This is a genomic window from Streptomyces lincolnensis, from assembly GCF_021173675.1.
Lineage (GTDB): Bacteria > Actinomycetota > Actinomycetes > Streptomycetales > Streptomycetaceae > Streptomyces > Streptomyces lincolnensis_B.
In genome coordinates this window covers 101,160-122,382 of record NZ_JAIHON010000021.1, presented here as the reverse complement: position 1 = coordinate 122,382, position 21,223 = coordinate 101,160, and the positions used below count along the sequence as shown (strand labels likewise).

Genomic DNA, 21,223 nt, shown 5'->3' with positions numbered 1-21,223 from the left:
GCTCAGTCGTCTTCGTTGTCGCCGAAGTCGGGGCGGACGTCCCGGGCGGCCAGGATCTCGTCGTTGGAGGTGCCGGCGGCGACCATCGGCCAGACCATCGCGTCCTCGTGGACGATGAAGTCCACGACGACCGGGCGGTCGTTGATGGAGTTCGCCTCTTCGATGACCTTGTCGAGGTCGTCCGGCGACTCACAGCGGATCGCGTAGCAGCCCATGGCCTCCGACAGTTTCACGAAGTCGGGGACGCGGGTGCCCCTGGCCTCGGGGTTGACGTCCTCGGGCCCGGAGTGCAACACGGTGTTGGAGTAGCGCTGGTTGTAGAAGAGGGTCTGCCACTGGCGGACCATCCCGAGGGCGCCGTTGTTGATGATGGCGACCTTGATCGGGATGTTGTTCAGGGCGCAGGTGGTGAGCTCCTGATTGGTCATCTGGAAGCAGCCGTCGCCGTCGATCGCCCAGACCGTCTGGCCCGGGGCTCCGGCCTTGGCGCCCATGGCGGCCGGGACCGCGTAGCCCATCGTTCCGGCGCCGCCGGAGTTCAGCCAGGTCGCGGGCTTGTCGTACTCGATGTAGTGCGCGGCCCACATCTGGTGCTGGCCGACCCCCGCGGCGAAGATCGTGCCCTCAGGGGCGAGCTGCCCGATGCGCTCGATGACCCGCTGCGGCGACAGCGAACCGTTGTCCGGCTGCTCGTAGCCCAGCGGATACGTCTCGCGCCACCGGTTGAGGTCCTTCCACCAGGCGCTGTAGTCCCCCTGGTGACCCTCGCTGTGCTCCTTCTGGACGGCCTGGACCAGGTCGGCGATGACCTCGCGGGCGTCCCCGACGATCGGCACGTCCGCGGCGCGGTTCTTGCCGATCTCGGCCGGGTCGATGTCGGCGTGGACGATCTTGGCGTACGGGGCGAAGCTGTCCAGCTTGCCGGTGACGCGGTCGTCGAAGCGGGCTCCGAGGGCGACGATCAGGTCGGCCTTCTGCAGCGCGGTGACGGCGGTGACCGCACCGTGCATGCCCGGCATTCCCACGTGCAGCGGGTGGCTGTCGGGGAACGCGCCGAGCGCCATCAGGGTGGTGGTGACGGGCGCTCCGGTGAGTTCGGCGAGGACCTTCAGCTCGGCGGTGGCCCGGGCCTTGATCACGCCGCCGCCCACGTAGAGGACGGGCCGCTTCGCGGAGGTGATCAGCTTGGCGGCCTCGCGGATCTGCTTGGCGTGCGGCTTGGTCACCGGGCGGTAGCCGGGCAGGTCCATGACCGGCGGCCAGGAGAACGTCGTCTGCGCCTGGAGGGCGTCCTTGGCGATGTCCACCAGGACCGGGCCGGGGCGGCCGGTGGCGGCGATGTGGAAGGCCTGCGCGATGGTCCGCGGGATGTCCTCGGCCTTGGTGACCAGGAAGTTGTGCTTGGTGATCGGCATCGTGATGCCGACGATGTCCGCCTCCTGGAAGGCGTCCGTGCCGATCGCCTTGGAGGCCACCTGCCCGGTGATCGCCACGAGCGGCACCGAGTCCATGTGGGCGTCCGCGATCGGCGTCACCAGGTTGGTCGCGCCGGGGCCGCTCGTCGCCATGCAGACCCCGACCCTGCCGGTGGCCTGCGCGTAACCGGTGGCCGCGTGGCCGGCGCCCTGCTCGTGCCGGACCAGGACGTGCCGCACCCGGGTCGAGTCCATCAGCGGGTCGTACGCCGGAAGGATCGCACCACCGGGAATGCCGAATACCGTGTCGGCGCCGACCTCCTCGAGAGAGCGGATGAGGGACTGCGCACCCGTGACGTGCTCGGGGGCGGACTGGTGTCCTCCGGATCGGGGCCGCGGCTGCGGGTGATGGGCCCCGGTGGCCTGCTCGGTCATCGTCATTCTCTTCTCGATGCTGAGGGTTTTTGCGAGGTTTGTGCGGTGTTCGGCTGCTGCACTAAAGGCGCCTGTGCAACAAAAAACCCCTCGTGCCGAAAGGCAAGCGAGGGGAGCGCGCCGGGTGGGGTCGCTGGGAGTTCCGGGTCCGTCCGGAGGTCACCAGCGTCAGCCGACGCGCTGTCCAAGTACGAGAATTCGGGTGCGCATGGCACTGACCCTCCCCCCGGCACGCACTCACTGTCAAGTGGGTGGGACGGGAGTCTCATTATGTGAGCGCAGGGCGCTGCCGCCGCCGAGAATGGCCGCGACACCTCCGGTGTACACCCCCGAGCCCCCGCCCGCGAACGCGGGCTCCGCCGGGCCGTGCGGCACCGGATAGTGGCCGGATCCCAGCGCCCGGCGCAGCCGGTACTCGTCCAGCGGACCGGAGAACGCCATCCCCTGACCGTGCGTGCAGCCCATCGCGCGCAGCGCCACGACCTGCTCCGGCAGATCCACGCCGTCGGCCACGGACTTCAGCCCGAGGTCCCCGGCGATCCGCAGCAGCCCGCTGGTGATCTTGTGCAGCCGCGCGGACTCGACGACCCCCTCGACCAGGCCGCGGTCGAGCTTCAGTACGTCGACGGGGAGTCTGCGCAACGCCGTGATGGCCGCGTACCCGCTCCCGAAGCCGTCCAGGGCGATCCGGACGCCGAGTCGGCGCAGCGCGCTCAGACGGCGCTCCAGCTCGTCCAGGGGGACCCGGGGGTCGAGATCGGCCAGCTCTATGACCAGGGATCCCGACGGCAGGCCGTGCCGGGTCAGCAGCGCCTCGACGGAACCGAGCGGCATCGAGCGGTCCAGCAGTCTGCGGGCGCTCGTCCGCACCGCCACGGGTACGGACAGGCCCGTCGCGGCCCGCTCGGCGGCCTGTTCGACGGCCTCCTCCAGGATCCAGCGGCCCAGCTCCTGCGTCTTGTCGCTGTCCTCGGCGACCCGCAGGAACTCCGCGGGCGTGAACAGCACGCCCTGGGAGGAGCGCCAGCGCGCCTGTGCGGCGACCGACGTGATCCGGCCGTCCTCCAGCCGGACCACGGGCTGGTGCAGCAGCGTGAACTCGCCGTCGTGCAGCGCGGCCCGCAGACGCGTGGCCAGCTCCGCCTTCCGTACGACGTCCTGCTGCATCTGCGGGGCGTACAGCTCGACGCGGCCCTTGCCGCCCGCCTTGGCGCGGTACATGGCCAGGTCGGCGTTGCGCAGCAGCTCGCCCGCGCCGAGGCCCGCCTCGGCGAAGGCGACGCCGATGGAGGCGTTGACGCGGACATCGTTGCCGTCGATGAGGTAGGGCTGCGAGAGCGTGCCTCTGAGCCGGTCGGCGAGTTCCAGGATGTGGCGCTCGCGGGCGCCGCGGTCCCGGGTGCCGTCGCCGGCGATCAGGGCCGCGAACTCGTCGCCGCCGAGCCGGGAGGCGGTGTCCCCCTGACGGACGGCGTCCTGGAGTCTGCGGGCGGCCTGGACGAGCAGCTCGTCCCCGGCCTGGTGCCCGATCGTGTCGTTGACGGCCTTGAAGCCGTCGAGGTCGATGAAGAGCACGGCAGTGCCCCGCAGGGCGGCGCGGTCGGAGGCGCGACGGCCGGAGAGGGCCTGCTGGACGCGCCGGGTGAACAGGGCGCGGTTGGGCAGGTCGGTCAGCGGGTCGTGCTCGGCGTTGTGCTGGAGCTGTGCCTGGAGGCGCACCCGCTCGGTCACGTCCCGGCTGTTGAAGATCAGGCCGCCCTGGTGGCGGTTGACGGTGGACTCGACGTTGAGCCAGCCGCCGTCGCCGGACCGGAAACGGCACTCGATGCGCGTGGTGGGTTCTTCGAGCGGGCTGGCGGCGAGGAAGCGGCGCACCTCGTGCACCACGCAGCCCAGATCCTCCGGGTGGATGAGACCGGCCAGTTCGGTGCCGACGAGGTCCTCCGCGGGGCGGCCGTAGACCCCTGCGGCGGCCGGGGAGACATAGCGGAGGATGCCGTTGGGCGCGGCGATCATGATGACGTCGCTGGAGCCCTGCACCAGGGAGCGGAAGTGGTTCTCCTTCTGCGCCAGTTCCTGGGTGAGGGTGATGTTGTCGAGGAGCATGATGCCCTGGCGCACCACGAGGGCGAGCACCACGGTGCCGCCGGTGAAGAGCACCACGCGGTCGACGCTGCGACCGTTGAGGACGTTGTAGAGGATCCCCAGGGTGCAGACGGCGGCGGCCATGTAGGGCGTGAGCGCGGCCAGGGAGCCGGCGATGGGCCGGGCGGCCGGATACCGGCTGTGATCACCTCCCTGGGGCTGCTGGTGCGGGTGCGGGTGGTGCCCGGTGCGCTGTCCGGGCAGGTGCTCGCGCACCACGCGCGTGTGCCCGGCGGCGCGCCGCCGCTCGGCCTCCGTGCCGTGCCGGGGGGTGGCCCAGGGCGCGTAGGCGAGCAGCAGCGAACCGGCGAACCAGCCCGCGTCGAGCAGCTGGCCCGAGCGGTAGTTGTTGTGCAGCAGCGGTGAGGTGAACAGGGCGTCGCACATCACGGTCAGCGCGAGCGCCCCGATCGCGGTGTTGACCGCGGTGCGGTTCACCGCCGAGCGCCTGAAGTGCAGCGCGAGCACCATGCTGACCAGGGCGATGTCGAGCAGCGGGTAGGCGAGCGAGAGCGCGGTGCGCGAGACGCTCACGCCCCCCTGCGAGTCGACCTTGGCCGCCTGCGCCAGGGCGAGGCTCCAGGAGAGCGTCAGCAGCGAGCCGCCGATCAGCCAGGCGTCCAGGCCCAGGCAGACCCAGCCCGCCTTCGTCACCGGCCGCTTGGCGAGGACCAGCAGTCCCACGATCGCGGGCGGGGCGAAGCACAGGAAGAACAGGTCGGCGTAGCTGGGGCTGGGCACGGCCCGCCCGAGGACGACTTCGTACCACCCCCAGACGAGGTTGCCGGCGGCCGCCATCGCCGAGGAGAGGGCGAAGAGCAACCAGGCGGGTCGAAAGCGGATCCGGCGGCCGCGGGCGTACAGGAAGCAGGACACGGCGGCGGCGCCAGCCGCGGCGCTCAGTCCGAAGTCCCCCATGATCAGGGCGACTTCGCGGGAGCCCCAGCCGAGCGCGGAACCGACGGCGTATCCCGCGCACACCAGGGCCAGGGCGAGTTGGTGGACCAGGCTCGATCCCAGGCCCATGGCCGGGGGGCGGGTCGGCGACGCCCCCGGCGCGGGCTTGGCCCGCGGCATCGAGTCGAGGGTGGTCGTGGAAGGCGACGGCGAACTCACCGGGCCCTCCCGGTCCGCGCCGCTCCCGGGTCCCTCGGATCCCGGAGCGCTGGGTGCGCATGCCTCCTGCGGCCGCTGTGCCTGCGGTGATTGCTGTGGTGGCTGTGGTGGTGAAGGCTGTGGTGACCGGCGTGGCCGGCGTGACCGCCGTGGTGGCTCGGATGGCTGGCGTGGTGGCCGCGTCTGCGCGCTGCCGTGTGCCAGGGTCGCCGCCGGCGGTCCCGCCGCGTCGGATCGTTCGTCCATAGGCCGTGCATCGCCCGTCGCCCCCCTCACAGTCTGAAATGTCCATCCCCGGCGCCGAACGGTGCGCGGCGCAGCCCCTGTCGGGACGATACACCAGTCTCGTCACTCAGGGACATAGTTCCTCTACGCTCCGTGACGACCAGCGGAGATGCGGGCACGGACCGCGTCCGGGAAGTTGCGGAGGGTACCGGAAACGGACTCTGTGCCTGTCGCACCGGAGCGCGGATCGCGCGCCCCGGAGCTCAACCGGCGGGCGTCACGCGCTGGTCGCGCCGTTGATCGGTCCTGTCGTAAGGATCACGTTGCCCAGCGGCTCCCGGTTCACGAAACGGCTCAACTGGTCGATCAGCAGGCGCTTGGCGCGCGGCAGGAAGGCGGACGTGGGCCCCCCGACGTGCGGGCTGACGAGGACTCCGGGCGCCTGCCACAGGGGGTGGCCCGGGGGCAGCGGTTCGGGGTCGGTGACGTCGAGGGCGGCGGTGAGACGTCCGCTCTCCAGCTCGGCGAGCAGCGCCTTGGTGTCGACGACCGGGCCGCGGGCGACGTTGACGAGCAGCGCGCCGTCCTTCATGCGGGAAAGGAAGTCGGCGTTCACCAGGTGGCGGGTGGTCTCGGTGAGGGGCGTGGACAGGACGACGACGTCCGCCTCGGGGAGCAGGGAAGGGAGTTCGGTGAGCGGATGCACGGGACCGCGCGCCGTGGTGCGCGCGGAGCGCGCGACGCGCGCCACCCGCGCGACCTCGAACGGAACGAGCCGGTCCTCGATCGCGGCTCCGATCGAGCCGTAGCCCACGACGAGCACGTTCTTGTCGGCGAGCGCCGGATGGAACCCGCCGCCCCACTCCCCCTTGTCCTGGGCGCGGACGAAGCCCGGGACGCCGCGCAGCGAGGCGAGGATGAGCGTGAGCGCGAGTTCGGCGGTGCTCGCCTCGTGCACCCCGCGCGCGTTGCACAGCCGTACGCCCGCGGGCAGGTCCTTCAGACCCGGCGTCACGTTGTCGACGCCGGCCGACAGGGTCTGCACGACCTGCACGGAACTCAGGTGGGGCATCGGCCGCAGGACGACGTCGAGGGGCTGCATGTAGGGGACGACGTAGAAGGCGCAGTCGGCCGGGTCCGCGGGGAAGTCCTCACCGCCGTTCCAGAAAAGGTAGTTCGGCCCCTCGGGGAGCCCTTCGATCTCTTCCGGCGGGATGGGCAGCCAGACAACGGGAGCAGTCATGGTCAGGAGGCTATGTCAGGCGCCTCGGACCGCAGAGGTTAGGTTGGGGGGTCTGGAGAGGGAGGGTCACGAGCAGGTGGAGCGCAGGACGATCGGCGCGGCGGCGCTCGCGGTGGGGGCCGTCGGACTCGGATGCATGCCGATGAGCTGGGCGTACTCCGGTTCGCGGCAGCGTGGCGAGGAGTCGCTCAGGGCGGTGCACCGGGCGCTGGACCTGGGCTCGACGCTCCTGGACACGGCCGACATGTACGGCCCGTTCACCAACGAGCTGCTGGTGGGGCGGGCGTTGAAGGAGCGCCGCCAGGACGCCTTCGTGTCGACCAAGGTCGGTCTGTTGGTGGGCGAGCAGCACATCGTGGCCAACGGCCGTCCCGGGTACGTGAAACGGGCGTGCGACGCCTCGTTGCGGCGCCTCCAGACGGACGTGATCGACCTCTACCAGCTGCACCGGGCGGATCCCGAGGTGCCGGTCGAGGAGACCTGGGGCGCGATGGCGGAGCTCGTGCGGGCCGGAAAGGTACGGGCGTTGGGGTACTGCGCGATGGGCGCCCGGGGCGGCCGCCGGTCCGGTGCCGGGCTGCACGACGCGACGATCCGGCAACTGCGGCGGGTGCAGCAGGTCTTCCCGGTGACCGCGGTGCAGGCGGAGCTGTCGGTGTGGTCGCCGGAGGCCGGGGACGCCCTGCTGCCCTGGTGCGCGGAGCGGGGCATCGGCTTCCTGGCGGCGATGCCGCTCGGCAACGGCTTCCTGACCGGAACCCTCACCCCGGGCCAGGGCTTCGAACCGGACGACGTGCGGGCCCGCCATCCCCGGTTCACCGCGGAGATGATGGCCGCGAACCAGCCGATCGTCGTCGGCCTGCGCCGTGTCGCCCGGCGACACGGCGAGGACGTCACCCCGGCCCAGGTCGCCCTGGCCTGGATCCTCGCCCAGGGCCCCCACGTGGTGCCGATCCCCGGCTCCAAACAGGAGCGCTGGGTCACCCAGAACGCCCGGGCCGCGACCCTGCGCCTGACCGAACGAGACCTCACCGAACTGGCGAAACTACCGCGCGCCCAGGGCTCCTGGGAGTAACGGCCCGGCGACCGGCAGCGCGCGTCGGGGGGTGCCTGTGCTGCGGGTGCCTCCGCCACGGGTACCCGCCCTGTGAGCGCCTGCCACCCCGAGCGCACTCGCCCCGGGCCGTCGGGTTTCGCGTCGGTTTCTGGTGATCGGGAACCTGTGGGGTGCGAGCGGTGTATGACAAGTAGAGGCTGGTGCGAGACCGCTCCGTCGAAGGGACCAAGATCGTGCAACGTCGAGCTGTGTCGGCCGTGCTGGCCGCTGCCGCGCTCGTGCTGACGGCCGGCTGCTCCTCCGACGGTGGAGGCGGTGGAGCACCGACCGACAGCGGGAGCACGACACCCGGGAGCACGGCACCGGGGTCCTCGCCCTCGCGGGCGGCGGACGAGGCGGCCCCCGCCAAGGGCTCGGTCAAGGTGCTCCGCACTGTCGCCGAGGGCCTGAACACCCCCTGGGGCGTCGCCCCGCTGCCGGACGGCGACCTGCTGGTCTCCTCGCGGGACGAGCGCACGATCACACGGGTCGACGGGCAGTCGGGGAAGAAGACCGAGCTGGGCGAGGTGCCGGGGGTCTCCCCGGCGGGCGAGGGCGGGCTCATGGGCCTCGCGCTCTCCCCGGACTACGCCTCGGACCACCTGGTCTACGCGTACTTCACCTCGGCCGGGGACAACCGCATCGTCCGCATGCTGTACCAGGAGGAGAAGCCGGCCGGCGAACAGCTCGGCGCCCCCGACACCGTCTTCAGGGGCATCCCCAAGGGCTTCGTCCACAACGGCGGGCGGATCGCCTTCGGCCCGGACAAGATGCTGTACGCGGGCACGGGCGAGAGCGGTGACACCGGACTCTCCCAGGACACCAAGTCCCTGGGCGGCAAGATCCTGCGGATGACCCCGGAGGGCGAGCCGGCTCCGGGCAACCCGTTCCCCGACTCCACCGTGTACTCCTACGGCCACCGCAATGTGCAGGGCCTGGCCTGGGACTCCCGACAGCGCCTGTTCGCCGCGGAGTTCGGCCAGGACACCTGGGACGAGCTGAACGCGATCAAGCCGGGCGACAACTACGGCTGGCCGGAGGCCGAGGGCAGGTCGAGCGACGACAAGTACCACAATCCCCTGGCCCAGTGGGGCACCGACGACGCCTCCCCCAGCGGCATCGCCGAGGCCGAGGGCTCGATCTGGATGGCGGGTCTGAAGGGCAAGCGCCTGTGGCGCATCCCCCTCAAGGGCACCGAGGCCGCCGCCGACCCGCAGGCCTTCCTGGAGGACGAGTACGGCCGCCTGCGCACGGTGGTCTCGGCCGGCGGCGACAAGCTGTGGCTGGTCACCAGCAACACGGACGGACGGGGCGACCCGAAGGAGGGCGACGACCGGATCCTGGAGATACAGGTCAGCTAGGCGGACCGCTGTCGTCCTCCGGGGCGTCCCCCGGGTCCTCGCCCTCGTCCTCCCCCTTCGAGGGGCGTACGACGACCACTCCTGACGTGAGATCTATCGGTCCGCGTCCGGGGTCGCCGTCCCCGACGTCCTCGCGGGTGAGCTCCAGACGGTTCTGCTCGTCGGTGGTGTGCTTGCGTCCCGGAGAGAACAGTTCCTCGAAGGCGTTGAACACGGGGTCTCCCTCGGCCGAAGTCCTTTACAGCGTAGATCTCACGGCGCGGTCCGCGCGGTGAGCGGTTCGGTCGGGAACAGCTCCAGCCGGTGCGCCAGCGCCGCCGCCTCTCCTCGTCCGGAGACGCCGAGCTTGGCCAGGATGTTGGAGACGTGGACGCTGGCCGTCTTCGGGGAGATGAAGAGTTCCTCGGCGATCTGGCGGTTGGTGCGGCCGGCGGAGACCAGCCGCAGCACGTCCCGCTCGCGGCCGGTGAGGCCGAGGGACCGGGCCGGGTCGCCGGTGGTGCCGTCGGCGGCCTCGGCCCCGGCTCCGGACCTCCGGGGGCCGGTCAGGGCGAGCCGGGCCCGCTGGGCCAGCCGGGTGGCGGCTGCGGCGAGAGGGCGGGCGCCGAGGTGCTCGGCGACGGCGTGGACGAGGCGGAGCAGCTCCGTGGCGCGGGCGCGCTCGGGCTCCCCGCCGCCGGTCAGCAGGGCCTGGGCCAGCCGGTACCGGACGCGGGCGAGATCGTAGGGCCGGTCCAGGGTCTCGAAGGCGGCGACCACCTCCGACCAGGGCTCGGGGTCGTCCTGTCCCTCGGCGTGCCGGACCTCGGCGCGGACCCACTTCTCGAAGGCCAGCCAGACGGGCGCGCCGGTGGTGAGTTTCCTGACCGTGGCGAGGATGCGCTCCAGGACGTCCGCCCGACCCGCTCCGACGGCGGGCGCGGCGGGCAGGTCGCGGGCGTCGGCCTCGGCGACGGCGGCGGCCAGCAGCACCGACCAGCCGTAGCGCTGGGTGCCGGGCGGGAAGCCGGCCTCGAGGACGCGGTCCAGTTCGGCTCGGGCGTCGAGGAGGCGGCCGTCGGCCGCGGCCACCCCGATCACGATGCGGGCGAGCGGCAGCGCCTGCTGGGGCAACGAGTCATGGGTGCCGTAGTAGGTGCGGGCGGCGCCCAGTTGAGCGGCGGCCGTGGTGACGTCGCCGCGGTGGAGGGCCAGATGCGCCAGGCGCAGTGCGCCGGAGCCCTGGGGCCTGGAGCTGTGTCCCGCTCTGAGGGCGTTCTCCGCGGCTTCGGCGGCCTCGGGCCAACGGCCCAGTGAGTACAGCGACTCGGAGAGGTTGCCCCAGATGTAGGCCTCGGAGTCCAGCAGGCCGTACTTCCGGGCGTAGACGAGGCCCTCCTGGAGGAGGGGGACGGCTTCCCGGGAGCGGCCGACGGCCTCCAGTTCGGAGGGAAGGTTCACCTGGGCCCGGCCGGCCACGTAGTGCATGCCCTCGGCGACGGCACGGTCCTTGACCTCGTACAGCACACGCAGCCCGGCCTCGGTGTCGCCCGCGTCGACCATGAGACAGCCGACGGTGAGGCGGGCGTTGAGCTCCATCTCGCGGGCACCGACCATGCGGGCGTACTCCACCGCGCGTTCGGCGGCGGAGAAGGCGTCCGGGCCGGGCTCGTGCAGCATCGTCCAGTTGGCGACGGCGGACAGGACCTCGGCGTGCACCTCGGACGGCGGGAGGCCGCGCACCAGGTCCTGGGCGGTGGCCAGCTCCTGCCAGCCGTCGCCGCGGGACTGCGCCTGCACCAAGCGGGAGCGCTGGACCCAGAACCAGGCGGCGCGCAGCGGGTCGCCCTCGTCCTCCAGCAGCCGCAGGGCCCGCTTGGTGATCTTCAGGGCGCGTTCGCGCTCCCCGCACAGCCGTCCGGCGACGGCGGCCTCGGCCATCAGGTCGAGATAGCGCAGCGGGGTGGTCTCCGGGTCGCAGCCGCAGGGAGGGTAGACCTCGGTGTAGTCGACGGGGCGCAGCCGGTCCCGAATCTCCTCGGGGGCGCTGTCCCACAGCTCCATCCCGCGTTCCAGGAGCCGCAGCTGCTCGGAGTAGGCGTGCCGGCGGCGGGCGGTGACGGAGGCGTCGAGGACGGCGGGCAGCGCCTTGGCGGCGTCGTGGGCGTGGTACCAGTAGCTGGCCAGCCGGGTCACGCGTTCGTCGGCGACGACGAGCGTGGGGTCGGCCTCCAGGGCTTCGGCGTAGCGGCGGTTGAGGCGGGAGCGTTCGCCGGGCAGCAGGTCGTCGCTGACGGCCTCGCGGACCAGGGAGTGGCGGAAACGGTAGCCGTCGCCGCCGGGCGCGGCGATCAGGATGTTGGCGTTCACCGCGGCCCGCAGTGCCTCGATGAGGTCGTCCTCGGTGAGCCGGGCGACGGCGGCGAGCAGCCGGTACTCGACGGTGGAACCGCCCTCGGCGACGATCCGGGCGACCCGCTGGGCGCTCTCGGGCAGTCCCTCGACGCGGACCAGGAGCAGGTCGCGCAGGGAGTCGGTGAGGCCGGTGCAGCAGCCCTCGGTGGCGGCCACGGCGAGTTCCTCGACGAAGAAGGCGTTGCCGTCGGAGCGTTCGAAGATGTCGTCGACCTGGTCGGGGTCGGGTTCGGAGGCGAGGATGCCGGCGATCTGGCGGCCGACCTCGGTGCGGTTGAAGCGGCCGAGTTCGATCCGGCGGACTGTGCGCAGCCGGTCGAGTTCGGCGAGCAGGGGGCGCAGCGGATGGCGGCGGTGGATGTCGTCGGCGCGGTAGGTGGCGAGGACGACGAGGCGGCCGGTGCGCAGCGTGCGGAAGAGGTAGGCGAGGAGGTGGCGGGTGGAGGCGTCGGCCCAGTGCAGGTCCTCCAGGGCGACGACGACCGTGCGGTCGGCGGCGACGCGCTCCAGGAGGCGTGCGGTGAGTTCGAAGAGGCGGGCCATGCCCTCCTCGTCGTGCTGTCGCGGGCCGCGGGCGGTGGCCGTGTCGCCGAGTTCGGGCAGCAGCCGGGCGAGTTCCTCCTCCTGGCCCGCCGCGGCGGCGGCCAGGTCGTCCGGCAGTTCGCGGCGCAGGGCGCGCAGCGCGGTGGAGAAGGGGGCGAACGGCAGTCCGTCGGCGCCGATCTCCACGCAGCCGCCGAGCGCGACGACCGCGCCCGCGCGGCACGCGGCGGTGGCGAACTCCTCGACGAGGCGGGTCTTGCCGACGCCTGCCTCGCCCCCGAGCAGCAAAGCCTGCGGCTCGCCCGCGGCGGCGCGGGCGAGCGCGTCGTGCAAGGTGTCCAACTCGTCGGCGCGACCGACGAACACGGGACTGACGGACCTGGTCTCCACGAGCCCGAGCATCGCACGCGGGTCCGACAACGCGGCACCGGTTTTCCCCCCGGCAGAACCGGTGTGCCCGGTTCCGCCGAGGGCTTTCGCGGCGGGAACGACCGTGACGGCCGCCTCACTCGGGGCGGCCGTCACGGCGCGGTGGACGGAATCCGTCGCGCGGCCGTCCCGCCGCGCCCCGGTGTTCACGCGGCGCGGGCGAACCAGTGCCTGCGCCGGCGGTTGGTATGCACCTCACCCTCGGCGGCGCGTGTGGCGGTTGAACGGCGGGCGGCGCGGCGGCCGCGGACGACCTCGCGGGCCAGCCGCTCGGCGGCGGCCTGACGGATCAGCTCGGCGGAACGAAGCTGCTGAAGCTCGTACTCATACATGGTGTGCCCCTGTGTCCCTTGGAAGAGGTCGGTTTCGGACTTCGCTTTCTGCGATGTCTTAACCTTCGTCTCCCAGGCGGGTCCGCCACATCGGGAGAGTTCCGCATCTTCGGCGGGCCGGGGGGCCTTAGATGTGCGTGAGGGGCCTCAAGAGCTCCGTAAGGTGCTTACGGATGCCCTAAGACCCCTCAGGACCTGCGGCGATACGAGCCGAGTCAGCTCGCGGACGGCAGTCCCATCAGCACGTCGGTGTACTTGAGGACGGCCAGCAGGAGGCCGATGACGCCGAGCGCGACACCGCCCCAGGCGACCGACTTGATCCATACGGCCTGCGGCTTGCCGGGCGCCCCGAAGGCGGGCCGGGCCAGCACGAGGACACCCACGACCAGCGCGACGAGGGCGAAGAGGCCGCCCCAGAGGGCGCTGGCCTGCCAGGCGTCGCCGTAGACCTCCTTGACCTGCGTGGCGACGCTCGCGCCCGAGGAGGTCTGGAGCTGGCCCATCAGCTGCTCGCGGGCGGAGGCGACGGTGCCGACCCAGCTGCCGGTGAGGGAGACGAGGCCGAGGGCGGCGGAGACGACGGCACCCGCGCCCTGTCCGACGCCGGTGGGGCCGTCGTCGTCCTTGCCGGCGCCCTTCAGCAGCTCGGCCTCCTCGAAGGCCGGCTCGTCGGCCTCGGTGTCCGCGGCGGTGTCCTGCCCGTTCTCCGTCACCTCGTCGGTCTTGGTGACGTTCGCCTTCTCCTCGTCGGTGGTGGTCTCGGCGCCCGTCGTGGCGCCGGTCTCGTCAGCTGTCTTGGTTCCCATGTCCGGCACCGTACGGATCCTGTCTGAGAGGTTTCTTAATGATCGCTGTGGGGGGCACGCGCGCGTGCCTCACGCCACTCGGGCGCGAGAATCGACCACACCTCGAGGTCGTGGCGCACCCCACGATAGGGGTGGGCGGCCCGCCGTACACCCTCCGGGGTCATGCCGAGGCGGCGGGCCACGTTCAGGCTGGCCGTGTTGCCCGAGGCGGCGACCCACTCGACGCGGTGGATGCCGCGTTCCTCGACGGCCCAGTCGATCAGCACCCGCATCGCCCGGGTGATCAGCCCGCGTCCGGTCGCGGCGGGCTCCAGCCAGCAGCCGACCTCGCAGTTCCCCTGCTCCGCGTCGAAGTTCAGCGTGAGCACTCCGCCGACGAGCCGTCCGTCCCGCCAGATGCCGTGGTACGAGGCGGTGTCGGCGGCGCGCATCTCGGCGTACCGCCGGAGCGTCTCGCGCGCGGTGGTGACGTCCGTCGCCTGCGAGCCGAAGGGGATGAACTGTCCGATGAACTCGCGTCCCCGGTCCAGATGCGCGAGGAACTCCTCGGCGTGCCAGGGCTCCAGGGGGCGCAGTGCGGCTCCGTCGTCACCCAGGGATATCGCGTACATCCTGTTCCCGCTCCTTCTCCAGCTGCCCCATGACGTCGGTGAGCCTCTCATGGGCGGCGCGGCTCTCCGGCGGTTCGATGCTGATGCGGGGCATCCGGCGGTCCAGCCAGCGCGGCAGCCACCAGTTGGCGCCGCCGAGCAGATGCATGAGGGCCGGGACCAGCAGGGTGCGCAGGACGAAGGCGTCGAGGGCGACGGCGGCGGCGAGGGCGATGCCGAACATGGCGATCACCCGGTCGCCGCTGAGCACGAAGGCGAGGAAGACGGAGATCATGATGACGGCGGCGGAGTTGATCACCCGGCTGGTCTCGGCGAGGCCGACGCGGACGGCCCGCCGGTTGTCGCCGGTCTCCAGCCACTCCTCGTACATCCGGCTGACCAGGAAGACCTGGTAGTCCATGGAGAGCCCGAAGAGCACGGAGACCATGATCACGGGGAGGAAGGGTTCGATCGGGCCCGCGCGGCCGAGGCCGAGGAGTTCGCCGCCCCAGCCCCACTGGAAGATCGCGACGACGACGCCGAAGGAGGCGGCGACCGCGGCGACGTTCATCGCGGCGGCCTTCAGCGGGATGCCGACGGACCGGAAGGCGAGCAGGAGCAGCAGGCAGCCCAGGCCGATGACGACGCCGACGAACACGGGCAGCTTGCCGACGATGACCTCGGCGAAGTCGTCGTAGCCGGCCGTCACCCCGCCCACCTGGATGTCGAGGGAGGTGCCGGTCTCGGCGCGGGGCAGGACCTCGGTGCGCAGCCGGTCGACGAGTTCGCTGGTCGCCCGGGACTGCGGGGAGGACTCGGGGACGATCGTGAAGTAGGCGGTGTCCCCGCCGGAGTTGTAGACCACCGGGGTCGAGGACGCGATGCCCTCGGTGGTCCGGATGGTCGCGTCGAGGTTGTCGAGCAGGAGCTTGTCCTCGGCGCCGTCGACCTTGGTGACGAGGGTGAGCGGGCCGTTGACGCCGGGGCCGAAGCCGTCGGCGAGCAGGTCGTAGGCCTGGCGTGTGGTCGAGGACTCGGGGTTGTTGCCCTGGTCGGAGGTGCCGAGGCGCAGGCCCAGGGTGGGCAGGGCGAGGACGGTGATGACGACCAGGGCGAGGGCGCCGAGCAGTTTGGGGTGGCGTTCCACGAAGGCCGACCAGCGGGCGGCGAACCCGGTCGGCAGCTCCGGCTGGGACCCGTGCTCGGCGAGGTGGCGGCGTTCGCGGCGGCTCAGCGCACGCATGCCGATCAGGGACAGCAGGGCGGGCAGCAGGGTGACGGAGGCCACGACAGTGAGGACGACGGTCAGCGAGGCGGCTATCGCGACGCCGTTGAGGAAGCCGAGCCTGAGGATCAGCATGCCCAGCAGGGCGATGCAAACCGTGGCACCCGCGAAGACGACGGCCCGTCCGGTGGTGGCGACAGCGTTGGTGGCCGCCTCGGTGACGGACAGCCCGCGCTTGAGGCCGCGTCGGTGTCTGGTGACGATGAACAGCGCGTAGTCGATGCCGACGCCGAGCCCGATCAGCATGCCGAGCATGGGCGCGAAGTCGGCGACGGTCATGGCGTGCCCGAGCAGCACGATCCCGGCGTAGGCGGTGCCCACACCGACCAGGGCGGTGGCGATGGGCAGCAGCGAGGCGGCGAGCGAGCCGAAGGCGAGGAACAGCACGCCCGCGGCGACGGCCACCCCGACCACCTCGGCGAGATGCCCGCCGGAGGACTCGGTGAGCGCGACGGCGCTGCCGCCGAGTTCCACCTGGAGTCCGTCGGTCTCGGCGTCCTTGGCGGCCTTCACGACCGCCCGCGCCTCGGACGGGTCGATGTCCTCGGCGGGGGCGTCGAAGGTCACCGTGGCGTAGGCCGTGTGCCCGTCCGCGCCGATCCGGCCGGCGCCCTGCCCGTCGTAGGGACCGGAGACGGCGGTGACGCCCGGCAGGTCGGCGATGCGGTCCAGGGTGCGGCTCATCGTCTGCTCGACGTCGGCGGCCCGGACACTGCCCGAGGCGGTGTGCCAGACGATGGTGTCGCTGTCGCCGCCGAGGTCGGGAAAGCCCTCGCGCAGCAGCTGGGTGGCGCGGCCGGACTCGGTGCCGGGAACCTCGTAGTCGTTCGAGTAGGCGGAGCCCGCGACGGCGGCGGCCGCGCTCACTCCGCCCAGGGCGAGGAGCCACAGAAGAACGACGACGAGGCGTCGTCGGACACACCAGCGCGCGAGGGCTGCCACGAACGTGCTCCCAGGGTGACGATGTGTGGATCTTTGACCGGGAACAGTCGTTCATGGCCCCTCATGAACGACATGAGGTGAACAGCCCGCAAAGAACGCATGAGCAATGTGGAGACCACTCTTGCAGTCGAAAGTGATCGTTTAACGCGTTCGTGCGCTTATTCACAGGAGTGGGAGCCAGATCACAGGACAGTAACGGCCACTCTGTCACGTCAGTCGAACTGGTCGCCCAGCGCCATCACCATCACACCGGCGACCAGCAGCCACAGCGCCCGCCGGGTCCGCCCCCGGGAGCCCAGCACCGACCCCAGCGCGCACACGGCGGCGCCGAAGGCGTAGGCGGCCGACACGAGCGCGGGTGCGGAACCGGTCAGCCGGAGCGTCGAGGCGGCCAGGCCCGCGAGAGCGAGCAGCGCCCCCGTCCCGGCCGCCGTCCAGCGGGCCCGCCGGGCATCCTCGGCCGGGTCCACGACGTCGTCCTCCGGTATCCCGGATGCCTCGGAATTCCCGCGTCCGTTCATGGCGGGCGAGCGTAGCGCGTCCGGCCGGGAAACCGGGTGCGTGTCCACGGGGCGTGCTGCTACCGTCCCGCCGTCCGTCGTTCCCGGCATCTCGCCGCCGACCGAAGAGGGTGCGTTGTTTGAAGGTCCGACCGAGCTCCTGCGCATCTCTTTCCCCTACGAAGGACTCAAGGAGCCCGTTCACCGATGTCCGACATCACCGCGAGGACCTCGAACGACCTCACTAGCCGGCTGATCCACCCCCGCCGGCCCCGCAGCAACGGCTACGACGCCCGCTGGCAGATCGACAACCAGATGGGCCCGAACGCGCTGTGGCTGCTGGAGTGGCTGGCCCCCGCCCTCGGTCTCGACGCGCTGCGCCCCGGCGCCCGCATCCTCGACCTCGGCTGCGGCCGCGCCATGACGTCCGTGTTCCTCGCCAAGGAGTACGACGTCCAGGTCGTCGCAGCCGACCTGTGGGTCAAGCCCGACGAGAACGCCCCGCGCATCGCCGAGGCGGGTGTCGCCGACCGGGTGCTGCCCGTGTTCGCCGAGGCGCACGACCTGCCGTTCGGCGAAGGCACCTTCGACGCGATCGTCTCCGTCGACGCCTACCAGTACTTCGGCACCGACGCCCTCTATCTGCCCACGCTGACCCGGCTGTTGAAGCCGGGCGGGCGGATCGGTGTCGTGATGCCCGCGCTGCGGGAGGAGCTGGAGGGCGACGAGCCTCCGGCCCATCTCAGGGAGTACTGGGAGAAGGACCCCGGTTTCTGGGCGTTCCACTCCCCCGCCTGGTGGCGGCGGCTGTGGACGCGCAGCGGGGCCGTGGAGGTGGAGACGGCCGACTGGCTCCAGGACGGCTGGCGCGACTGGCTGCTGTGGAGCGAGGTGTGCGCCGAGGAGAGCGACAGCGCGTTCATGGCGGACATGGCCCGCTGGTCGGTCGACCTGATGCACGCCGACGTCGAGCATGTGCTCGGTTTCGCGCGAGTCGTGGGACGCCGTAAGAGCGACTGAGTGACAGTACTGAGTGACGGTACGGCCCCGGAGACCTGGTCTCCGGGGCCGTACCGCACAGTCGCTCAGCCCTCGCTGACGCCCAGCTGCTGAAGGATCAGCTCCTTCACACGGGCCGCGTCGGCCTGACCGCGCGTGGCCTTCATGACCGCGCCGACCAGGGCACCGGCGGCGGCCACCTTGCCGCCGCGGATCTTGTCGGCGATGCCCGGGTTGGCCGCGATGGCCTCCTCGACGGCGGCGGTGAGGGCGCCCTCGTCGGAGACCACCTTCAGGCCGCGCTTGTCGACGACCTCGTCCGGGGTGCCTTCGCCCGCGAGGACGCCTTCGATGACCTGGCGGGCCAGCTTGTCGTTCAGGTCGCCCTTGGCGACCAGCTCGGTGACCCGGGCGACCTGCTCCGGCGTGATGGCCAGCTCGTCGAGCGCCTTGCCCGACTCGTTGGCGCTGCGCGCCAGTTCGCCCATCCACCACTTGCGGGCGGAGGCCGCGTCGGCACCGGCGTCGATCGTGGCGACGATCGGGTCCAGGGCACCGGCGTTGAGGATCGCCTGCATGTCCAGGGCCGTGATGCCCCACTCGGCGACGAGCCGGTTGCGGCGGACCAGCGGCAGCTCGGGAAGGGCCGCCCGGATCTCCTCGACCCACTCGCGCGAGGGGGCCACCGGAACGAGGTCCGGCTCGGGGAAGTACCGGTAGTCCTCGGCCTCCTCCTTCACGCGGCCCGAGGTCGTGGACCCCGTGTCCTCGTGGAAGTGCCGGGTCTCCTGGACGATCGTGCCGCCACTGCTCAGGACCGCGGCGTGCCGCTGGATCTCGAAGCGGGCCGCACGCTCCACGGACCGCAGCGAGTTCACGTTCTTCGTCTCGGAACGCGTGCCGAACTTCTCGCGGCCGTGCGGGCGCAGCGACAGGTTCACGTCGCAGCGCATCTGGCCCATCTCCATCCGGGCCTCCGAGACGCCGAGCGCCTTGATGACCTCGCGCAGCTCACGGACGTAGGCCCGCGCGACCTCGGGAGCACGCTCGCCCGCGCCCTCGATCGGCTTGGTGACGATCTCGATGAGCGGGATGCCGGCGCGGTTGTAGTCAAGGAGCGAGTGCGAGGCGCCGTGGATACGGCCCGTCGCGCCGCCCACGTGGGTGGACTTGCCGGTGTCCTCCTCCATGTGGGCGCGCTCGATCTCCACGCGGAAGGTCTCGCCGTCCTCCAGCTGTACGTCGAGGTAGCCGTTGAAGGCGATCGGCTCGTCGTACTGGGAGGTCTGGAAGTTCTTCGGCATGTCCGGATAGAAGTAGTTCTTCCGGGCGAAGCGGCACCACTCGGCGATCTCGCAGTTCAGCGCGAGACCGATCCTGATCGCGGACTCGACCCCGGTCGCGTTGACGACCGGGAGCGCGCCGGGCAGGCCGAGGCAGACGGGGCAGGTCTGCGTGTTGGCGTCCTGACCGAGTTCGGTCGAACAGCCGCAGAACATCTTGGTCTTGGTGCCGAGTTCGACATGGACCTCAAGGCCCATGACGGGGTCGTACGACGCGAGAGCGTCCTCGTACGACACCAGGTCGGTCGTGGTGGTCACGGTGAAACTTCCCTCTCAGCCCAGCAGGACGTCGTCGTCGCCCAGCCGCTTCAGTTCGCGGTACAGGATGGCGAGGCCGGTGACGATGCCGACGGCGGCCACCGACGCGTCGATCAGACGCAGCGTGTCCTGCTCGGCGCGGGCCTTCTTGATCCGCTTGGCGATGCCCCACGCGCCGAAGGCGGTGGTGGCGATGGACACGTACGTACCGGACTTGGACTTCTGGAAGTCCTTGGCCTTCGACAGTGCCTTGGTCACAGCGACGGAGCCTCCTCGATCAGCGGGTGGCCCCACTTTTCCACGAACGCGGCCTCGACGGCGGCGCCGACCTTGTAAAGACGGTCGTCCTTCAGCGCCGGGGCGATGATCTGCAGACCGACCGGGAGGTTGTCCTCCGGGGCGAGGCCGCAGGGCAGCGACATGGCCGCGTTGCCCGCGAGGTTCGTCGGGATGGTGCACAGGTCCGCGAGGTACATCGCCATCGGGTCGTCGGCACGCTCGCCGATCGGGAACGCGGTGGTGGGCGTCGTCGGCGAGACGATGACATCCACCTGCTCGAACGCCTTCTCGAAGTCCCGGGTGATGAGCGTACGGACCTTCTGGGCGCTGCCGTAGTACGCGTCGTAGTAGCCGGAGCTCAGAGCGTACGTGCCGAGCATGATGCGGCGCTTGACCTCGGGGCCGAAGCCCGCCTCACGGGTGAGGGAGGTGACCTCCTCGGCCGAGTGGCTGCCGTCGTCGCCCGTACGCAGGCCGTAGCGCAGGCCGTCGAAGCGGGCGAGGTTGGAGGAGCACTCGGACGGGGCGATGAGGTAGTACGCCGACAGCGCGAGGTCGAAGGACGGGCAGTTCAGCTCGACGATCTCGGCGCCCAGTTCCTTCAGGAGGGTGACGGACTCGTCGAAGCGCTGGATGACGCCGGCCTGGTAGCCCTCGCCGCGGAACTGCTTGACCACGCCGACGCGCATGCCCTCGACGCTGCCGTTGCGGGCGGCCTCGACGACCGGCGGGACCGGGGCGTCGATCGAGGTGGAGTCGAGCGGGTCGTGCCCGGCGATGACCTCGTGCAGCAGCGCCGCGTCCAGGACCGTACGGGCGCAGGGGCCGCCCTGGTCGAGGGAGGACGAGAACGCCACCATGCCGTAGCGGGAGACCCCGCCGTACGTCGGCTTGACGCCGACCGTGCCGGTGACGGCGGCCGGCTGGCGGATGGAGCCGCCGGTGTCGGTGCCGATGGCGAGGGGGGCCATGTAGGCGGCGAGCGCGGCGGAGGAGCCGCCGCCGGAGCCGCCGGGGATCCTGGTGAGGTCCCAGGGGTTGCCGGTCGGGCCGTAGGCGCTGTTCTCGGTGGAGGACCCCATGGCGAACTCGTCCATGTTGGTCTTGCCGAGGATGACGACGTCGGCGGCCTTCAGGCGCTGGGTGACCGTCGCGTCGTACGGCGGGATCCAGCCCTCCAGGATCTTCGAACCGACGGTCGTGGGCACGCCCTCGGTGGTGAAGATGTCCTTCAGCGCGAGGGGGACCCCGGCCAGCGGGCCGAGCTTCTCGCCCCTGGCCCGCTTCTCGTCGACGGCGCGGGCCTGGGCGAGGGCGCCCTCGCGGTCGACGTGCAGGAAGGCGTGCACCTTCTCGTCGACGGCCTCGATCCGGGCGAGGTGAGCCTCGGTGACCTGGACCGCGGTCAGCTCGCCGGAGGCGATCCTCGCGGCGGTCTCGGCGGCGGTCAGCTTGATGATGTTGACGTTGTTGTCCGTCATGACTTC

General features: G+C 71.5%; 16 protein-coding genes. 3 read left to right on the top strand and 13 right to left on the bottom strand.

Features of this window, described 5'->3' with window-relative positions; all coding sequences use genetic code 11:
- Window positions 1–2: 2 nt before the first annotated feature.
- From K4B79_RS43055 to K4B79_RS43045, 3 genes are all read right to left on the bottom strand, one after another.
- On the bottom strand, window positions 3–1,850 hold the full coding sequence (locus K4B79_RS43055) for an acetolactate synthase large subunit (protein WP_232032906.1): 1,848 nt from the start codon (window positions 1,848–1,850) through the stop codon (window positions 3–5).
- 243 nt (window positions 1,851–2,093) lie between these two features.
- On the bottom strand, window positions 2,094–5,111 hold the full coding sequence (locus K4B79_RS43050; protein WP_232032905.1) for a putative bifunctional diguanylate cyclase/phosphodiesterase: 3,018 nt from the start codon (window positions 5,109–5,111) through the stop codon (window positions 2,094–2,096).
- A 502-nt stretch (window positions 5,112–5,613) separates the two neighbouring features.
- Window positions 5,614–6,579, bottom strand: a complete 966-nt coding sequence (locus K4B79_RS43045; protein WP_232032904.1) for a 2-hydroxyacid dehydrogenase — start codon at window positions 6,577–6,579, stop codon at window positions 5,614–5,616.
- Between the two features lie 76 nt (window positions 6,580–6,655).
- On the opposite strand from K4B79_RS43045, the gene K4B79_RS43040 reads away from it, so the two are divergent.
- Window positions 6,656–7,654, top strand: a complete 999-nt coding sequence (locus K4B79_RS43040; protein ID WP_232032903.1) for an aldo/keto reductase — start codon at window positions 6,656–6,658, stop codon at window positions 7,652–7,654.
- A 215-nt stretch (window positions 7,655–7,869) separates the two neighbouring features.
- A complete protein-coding gene (locus K4B79_RS43035; protein ID WP_232032902.1) occupies window positions 7,870–9,036 on the top strand; it encodes a PQQ-dependent sugar dehydrogenase in 1,167 nt (388 codons plus the stop codon).
- Here K4B79_RS43035 and K4B79_RS43030 read toward each other — a convergent pair.
- The 7 genes from K4B79_RS43030 to K4B79_RS43000 form a co-directional block, all read right to left on the bottom strand.
- Window positions 9,029–9,250 (bottom strand): DUF6191 domain-containing protein, encoded by a 222-nt coding sequence (locus tag K4B79_RS43030; RefSeq protein WP_232032901.1) that lies wholly within the window; start codon window positions 9,248–9,250, stop codon window positions 9,029–9,031. The genes K4B79_RS43035 and K4B79_RS43030 overlap by 8 nt on opposite strands.
- A 38-nt stretch (window positions 9,251–9,288) precedes the next feature.
- On the bottom strand, window positions 9,289–12,375 hold the full coding sequence (locus tag K4B79_RS43025; protein ID WP_232032941.1) for a helix-turn-helix transcriptional regulator: 3,087 nt from the start codon (window positions 12,373–12,375) through the stop codon (window positions 9,289–9,291).
- A gap of 173 nt (window positions 12,376–12,548) precedes the next feature.
- A complete protein-coding gene (locus tag K4B79_RS43020) occupies window positions 12,549–12,734 on the bottom strand; it encodes a hypothetical protein (protein WP_232032900.1) in 186 nt (61 codons plus the stop codon).
- 215 nt (window positions 12,735–12,949) lie between these two features.
- Window positions 12,950–13,540, bottom strand: coding sequence for a hypothetical protein (locus K4B79_RS43015; protein WP_232032899.1), 591 nt, complete (start codon window positions 13,538–13,540; stop codon window positions 12,950–12,952).
- A 35-nt stretch (window positions 13,541–13,575) separates the two neighbouring features.
- Entirely contained in the window at window positions 13,576–14,151 is a 576-nt protein-coding gene (locus K4B79_RS43010; protein WP_232032898.1) for a GNAT family N-acetyltransferase, read from the bottom strand.
- The gene (locus K4B79_RS43005) at window positions 14,129–16,357 is read right to left on the bottom strand and encodes an MMPL family transporter (protein WP_232032897.1); all 2,229 of its coding nucleotides are present in this window, start codon (window positions 16,355–16,357) and stop codon (window positions 14,129–14,131) included. The genes K4B79_RS43010 and K4B79_RS43005 overlap by 23 nt, the downstream gene beginning before the upstream one ends.
- A gap of 212 nt (window positions 16,358–16,569) precedes the next feature.
- Entirely contained in the window at window positions 16,570–16,878 is a 309-nt protein-coding gene (locus K4B79_RS43000; protein WP_232032896.1) for a hypothetical protein, read from the bottom strand.
- A 186-nt stretch (window positions 16,879–17,064) separates the two neighbouring features.
- On the opposite strand from K4B79_RS43000, the gene K4B79_RS42995 reads away from it, so the two are divergent.
- Complete coding sequence (locus K4B79_RS42995; protein ID WP_232032895.1) at window positions 17,065–17,877, top strand: SAM-dependent methyltransferase; 813 nt, start codon at window positions 17,065–17,067, stop codon at window positions 17,875–17,877.
- A gap of 65 nt (window positions 17,878–17,942) precedes the next feature.
- Here K4B79_RS42995 and gatB read toward each other — a convergent pair whose 3' ends face one another.
- The 3 genes from gatB to gatA are packed head-to-tail and all read right to left on the bottom strand — an operon-like array spanning window position 17,943 to window position 21,217.
- On the bottom strand, window positions 17,943–19,457 hold the full coding sequence (gene gatB / locus K4B79_RS42990; protein WP_232032894.1) for an Asp-tRNA(Asn)/Glu-tRNA(Gln) amidotransferase subunit GatB: 1,515 nt from the start codon (window positions 19,455–19,457) through the stop codon (window positions 17,943–17,945).
- Between the two features lie 15 nt (window positions 19,458–19,472).
- Window positions 19,473–19,715, bottom strand: coding sequence for a hypothetical protein (locus tag K4B79_RS42985; RefSeq protein ID WP_232032893.1), 243 nt, complete (start codon window positions 19,713–19,715; stop codon window positions 19,473–19,475).
- Window positions 19,712–21,217: an Asp-tRNA(Asn)/Glu-tRNA(Gln) amidotransferase subunit GatA gene (gene gatA / locus K4B79_RS42980; protein ID WP_232032892.1), complete on the bottom strand. Its 1,506-nt coding sequence runs from the start codon at window positions 21,215–21,217 to the stop codon at window positions 19,712–19,714. The genes K4B79_RS42985 and gatA overlap by 4 nt, the downstream gene beginning before the upstream one ends.
- Window positions 21,218–21,223: the final 6 nt, after the last annotated feature.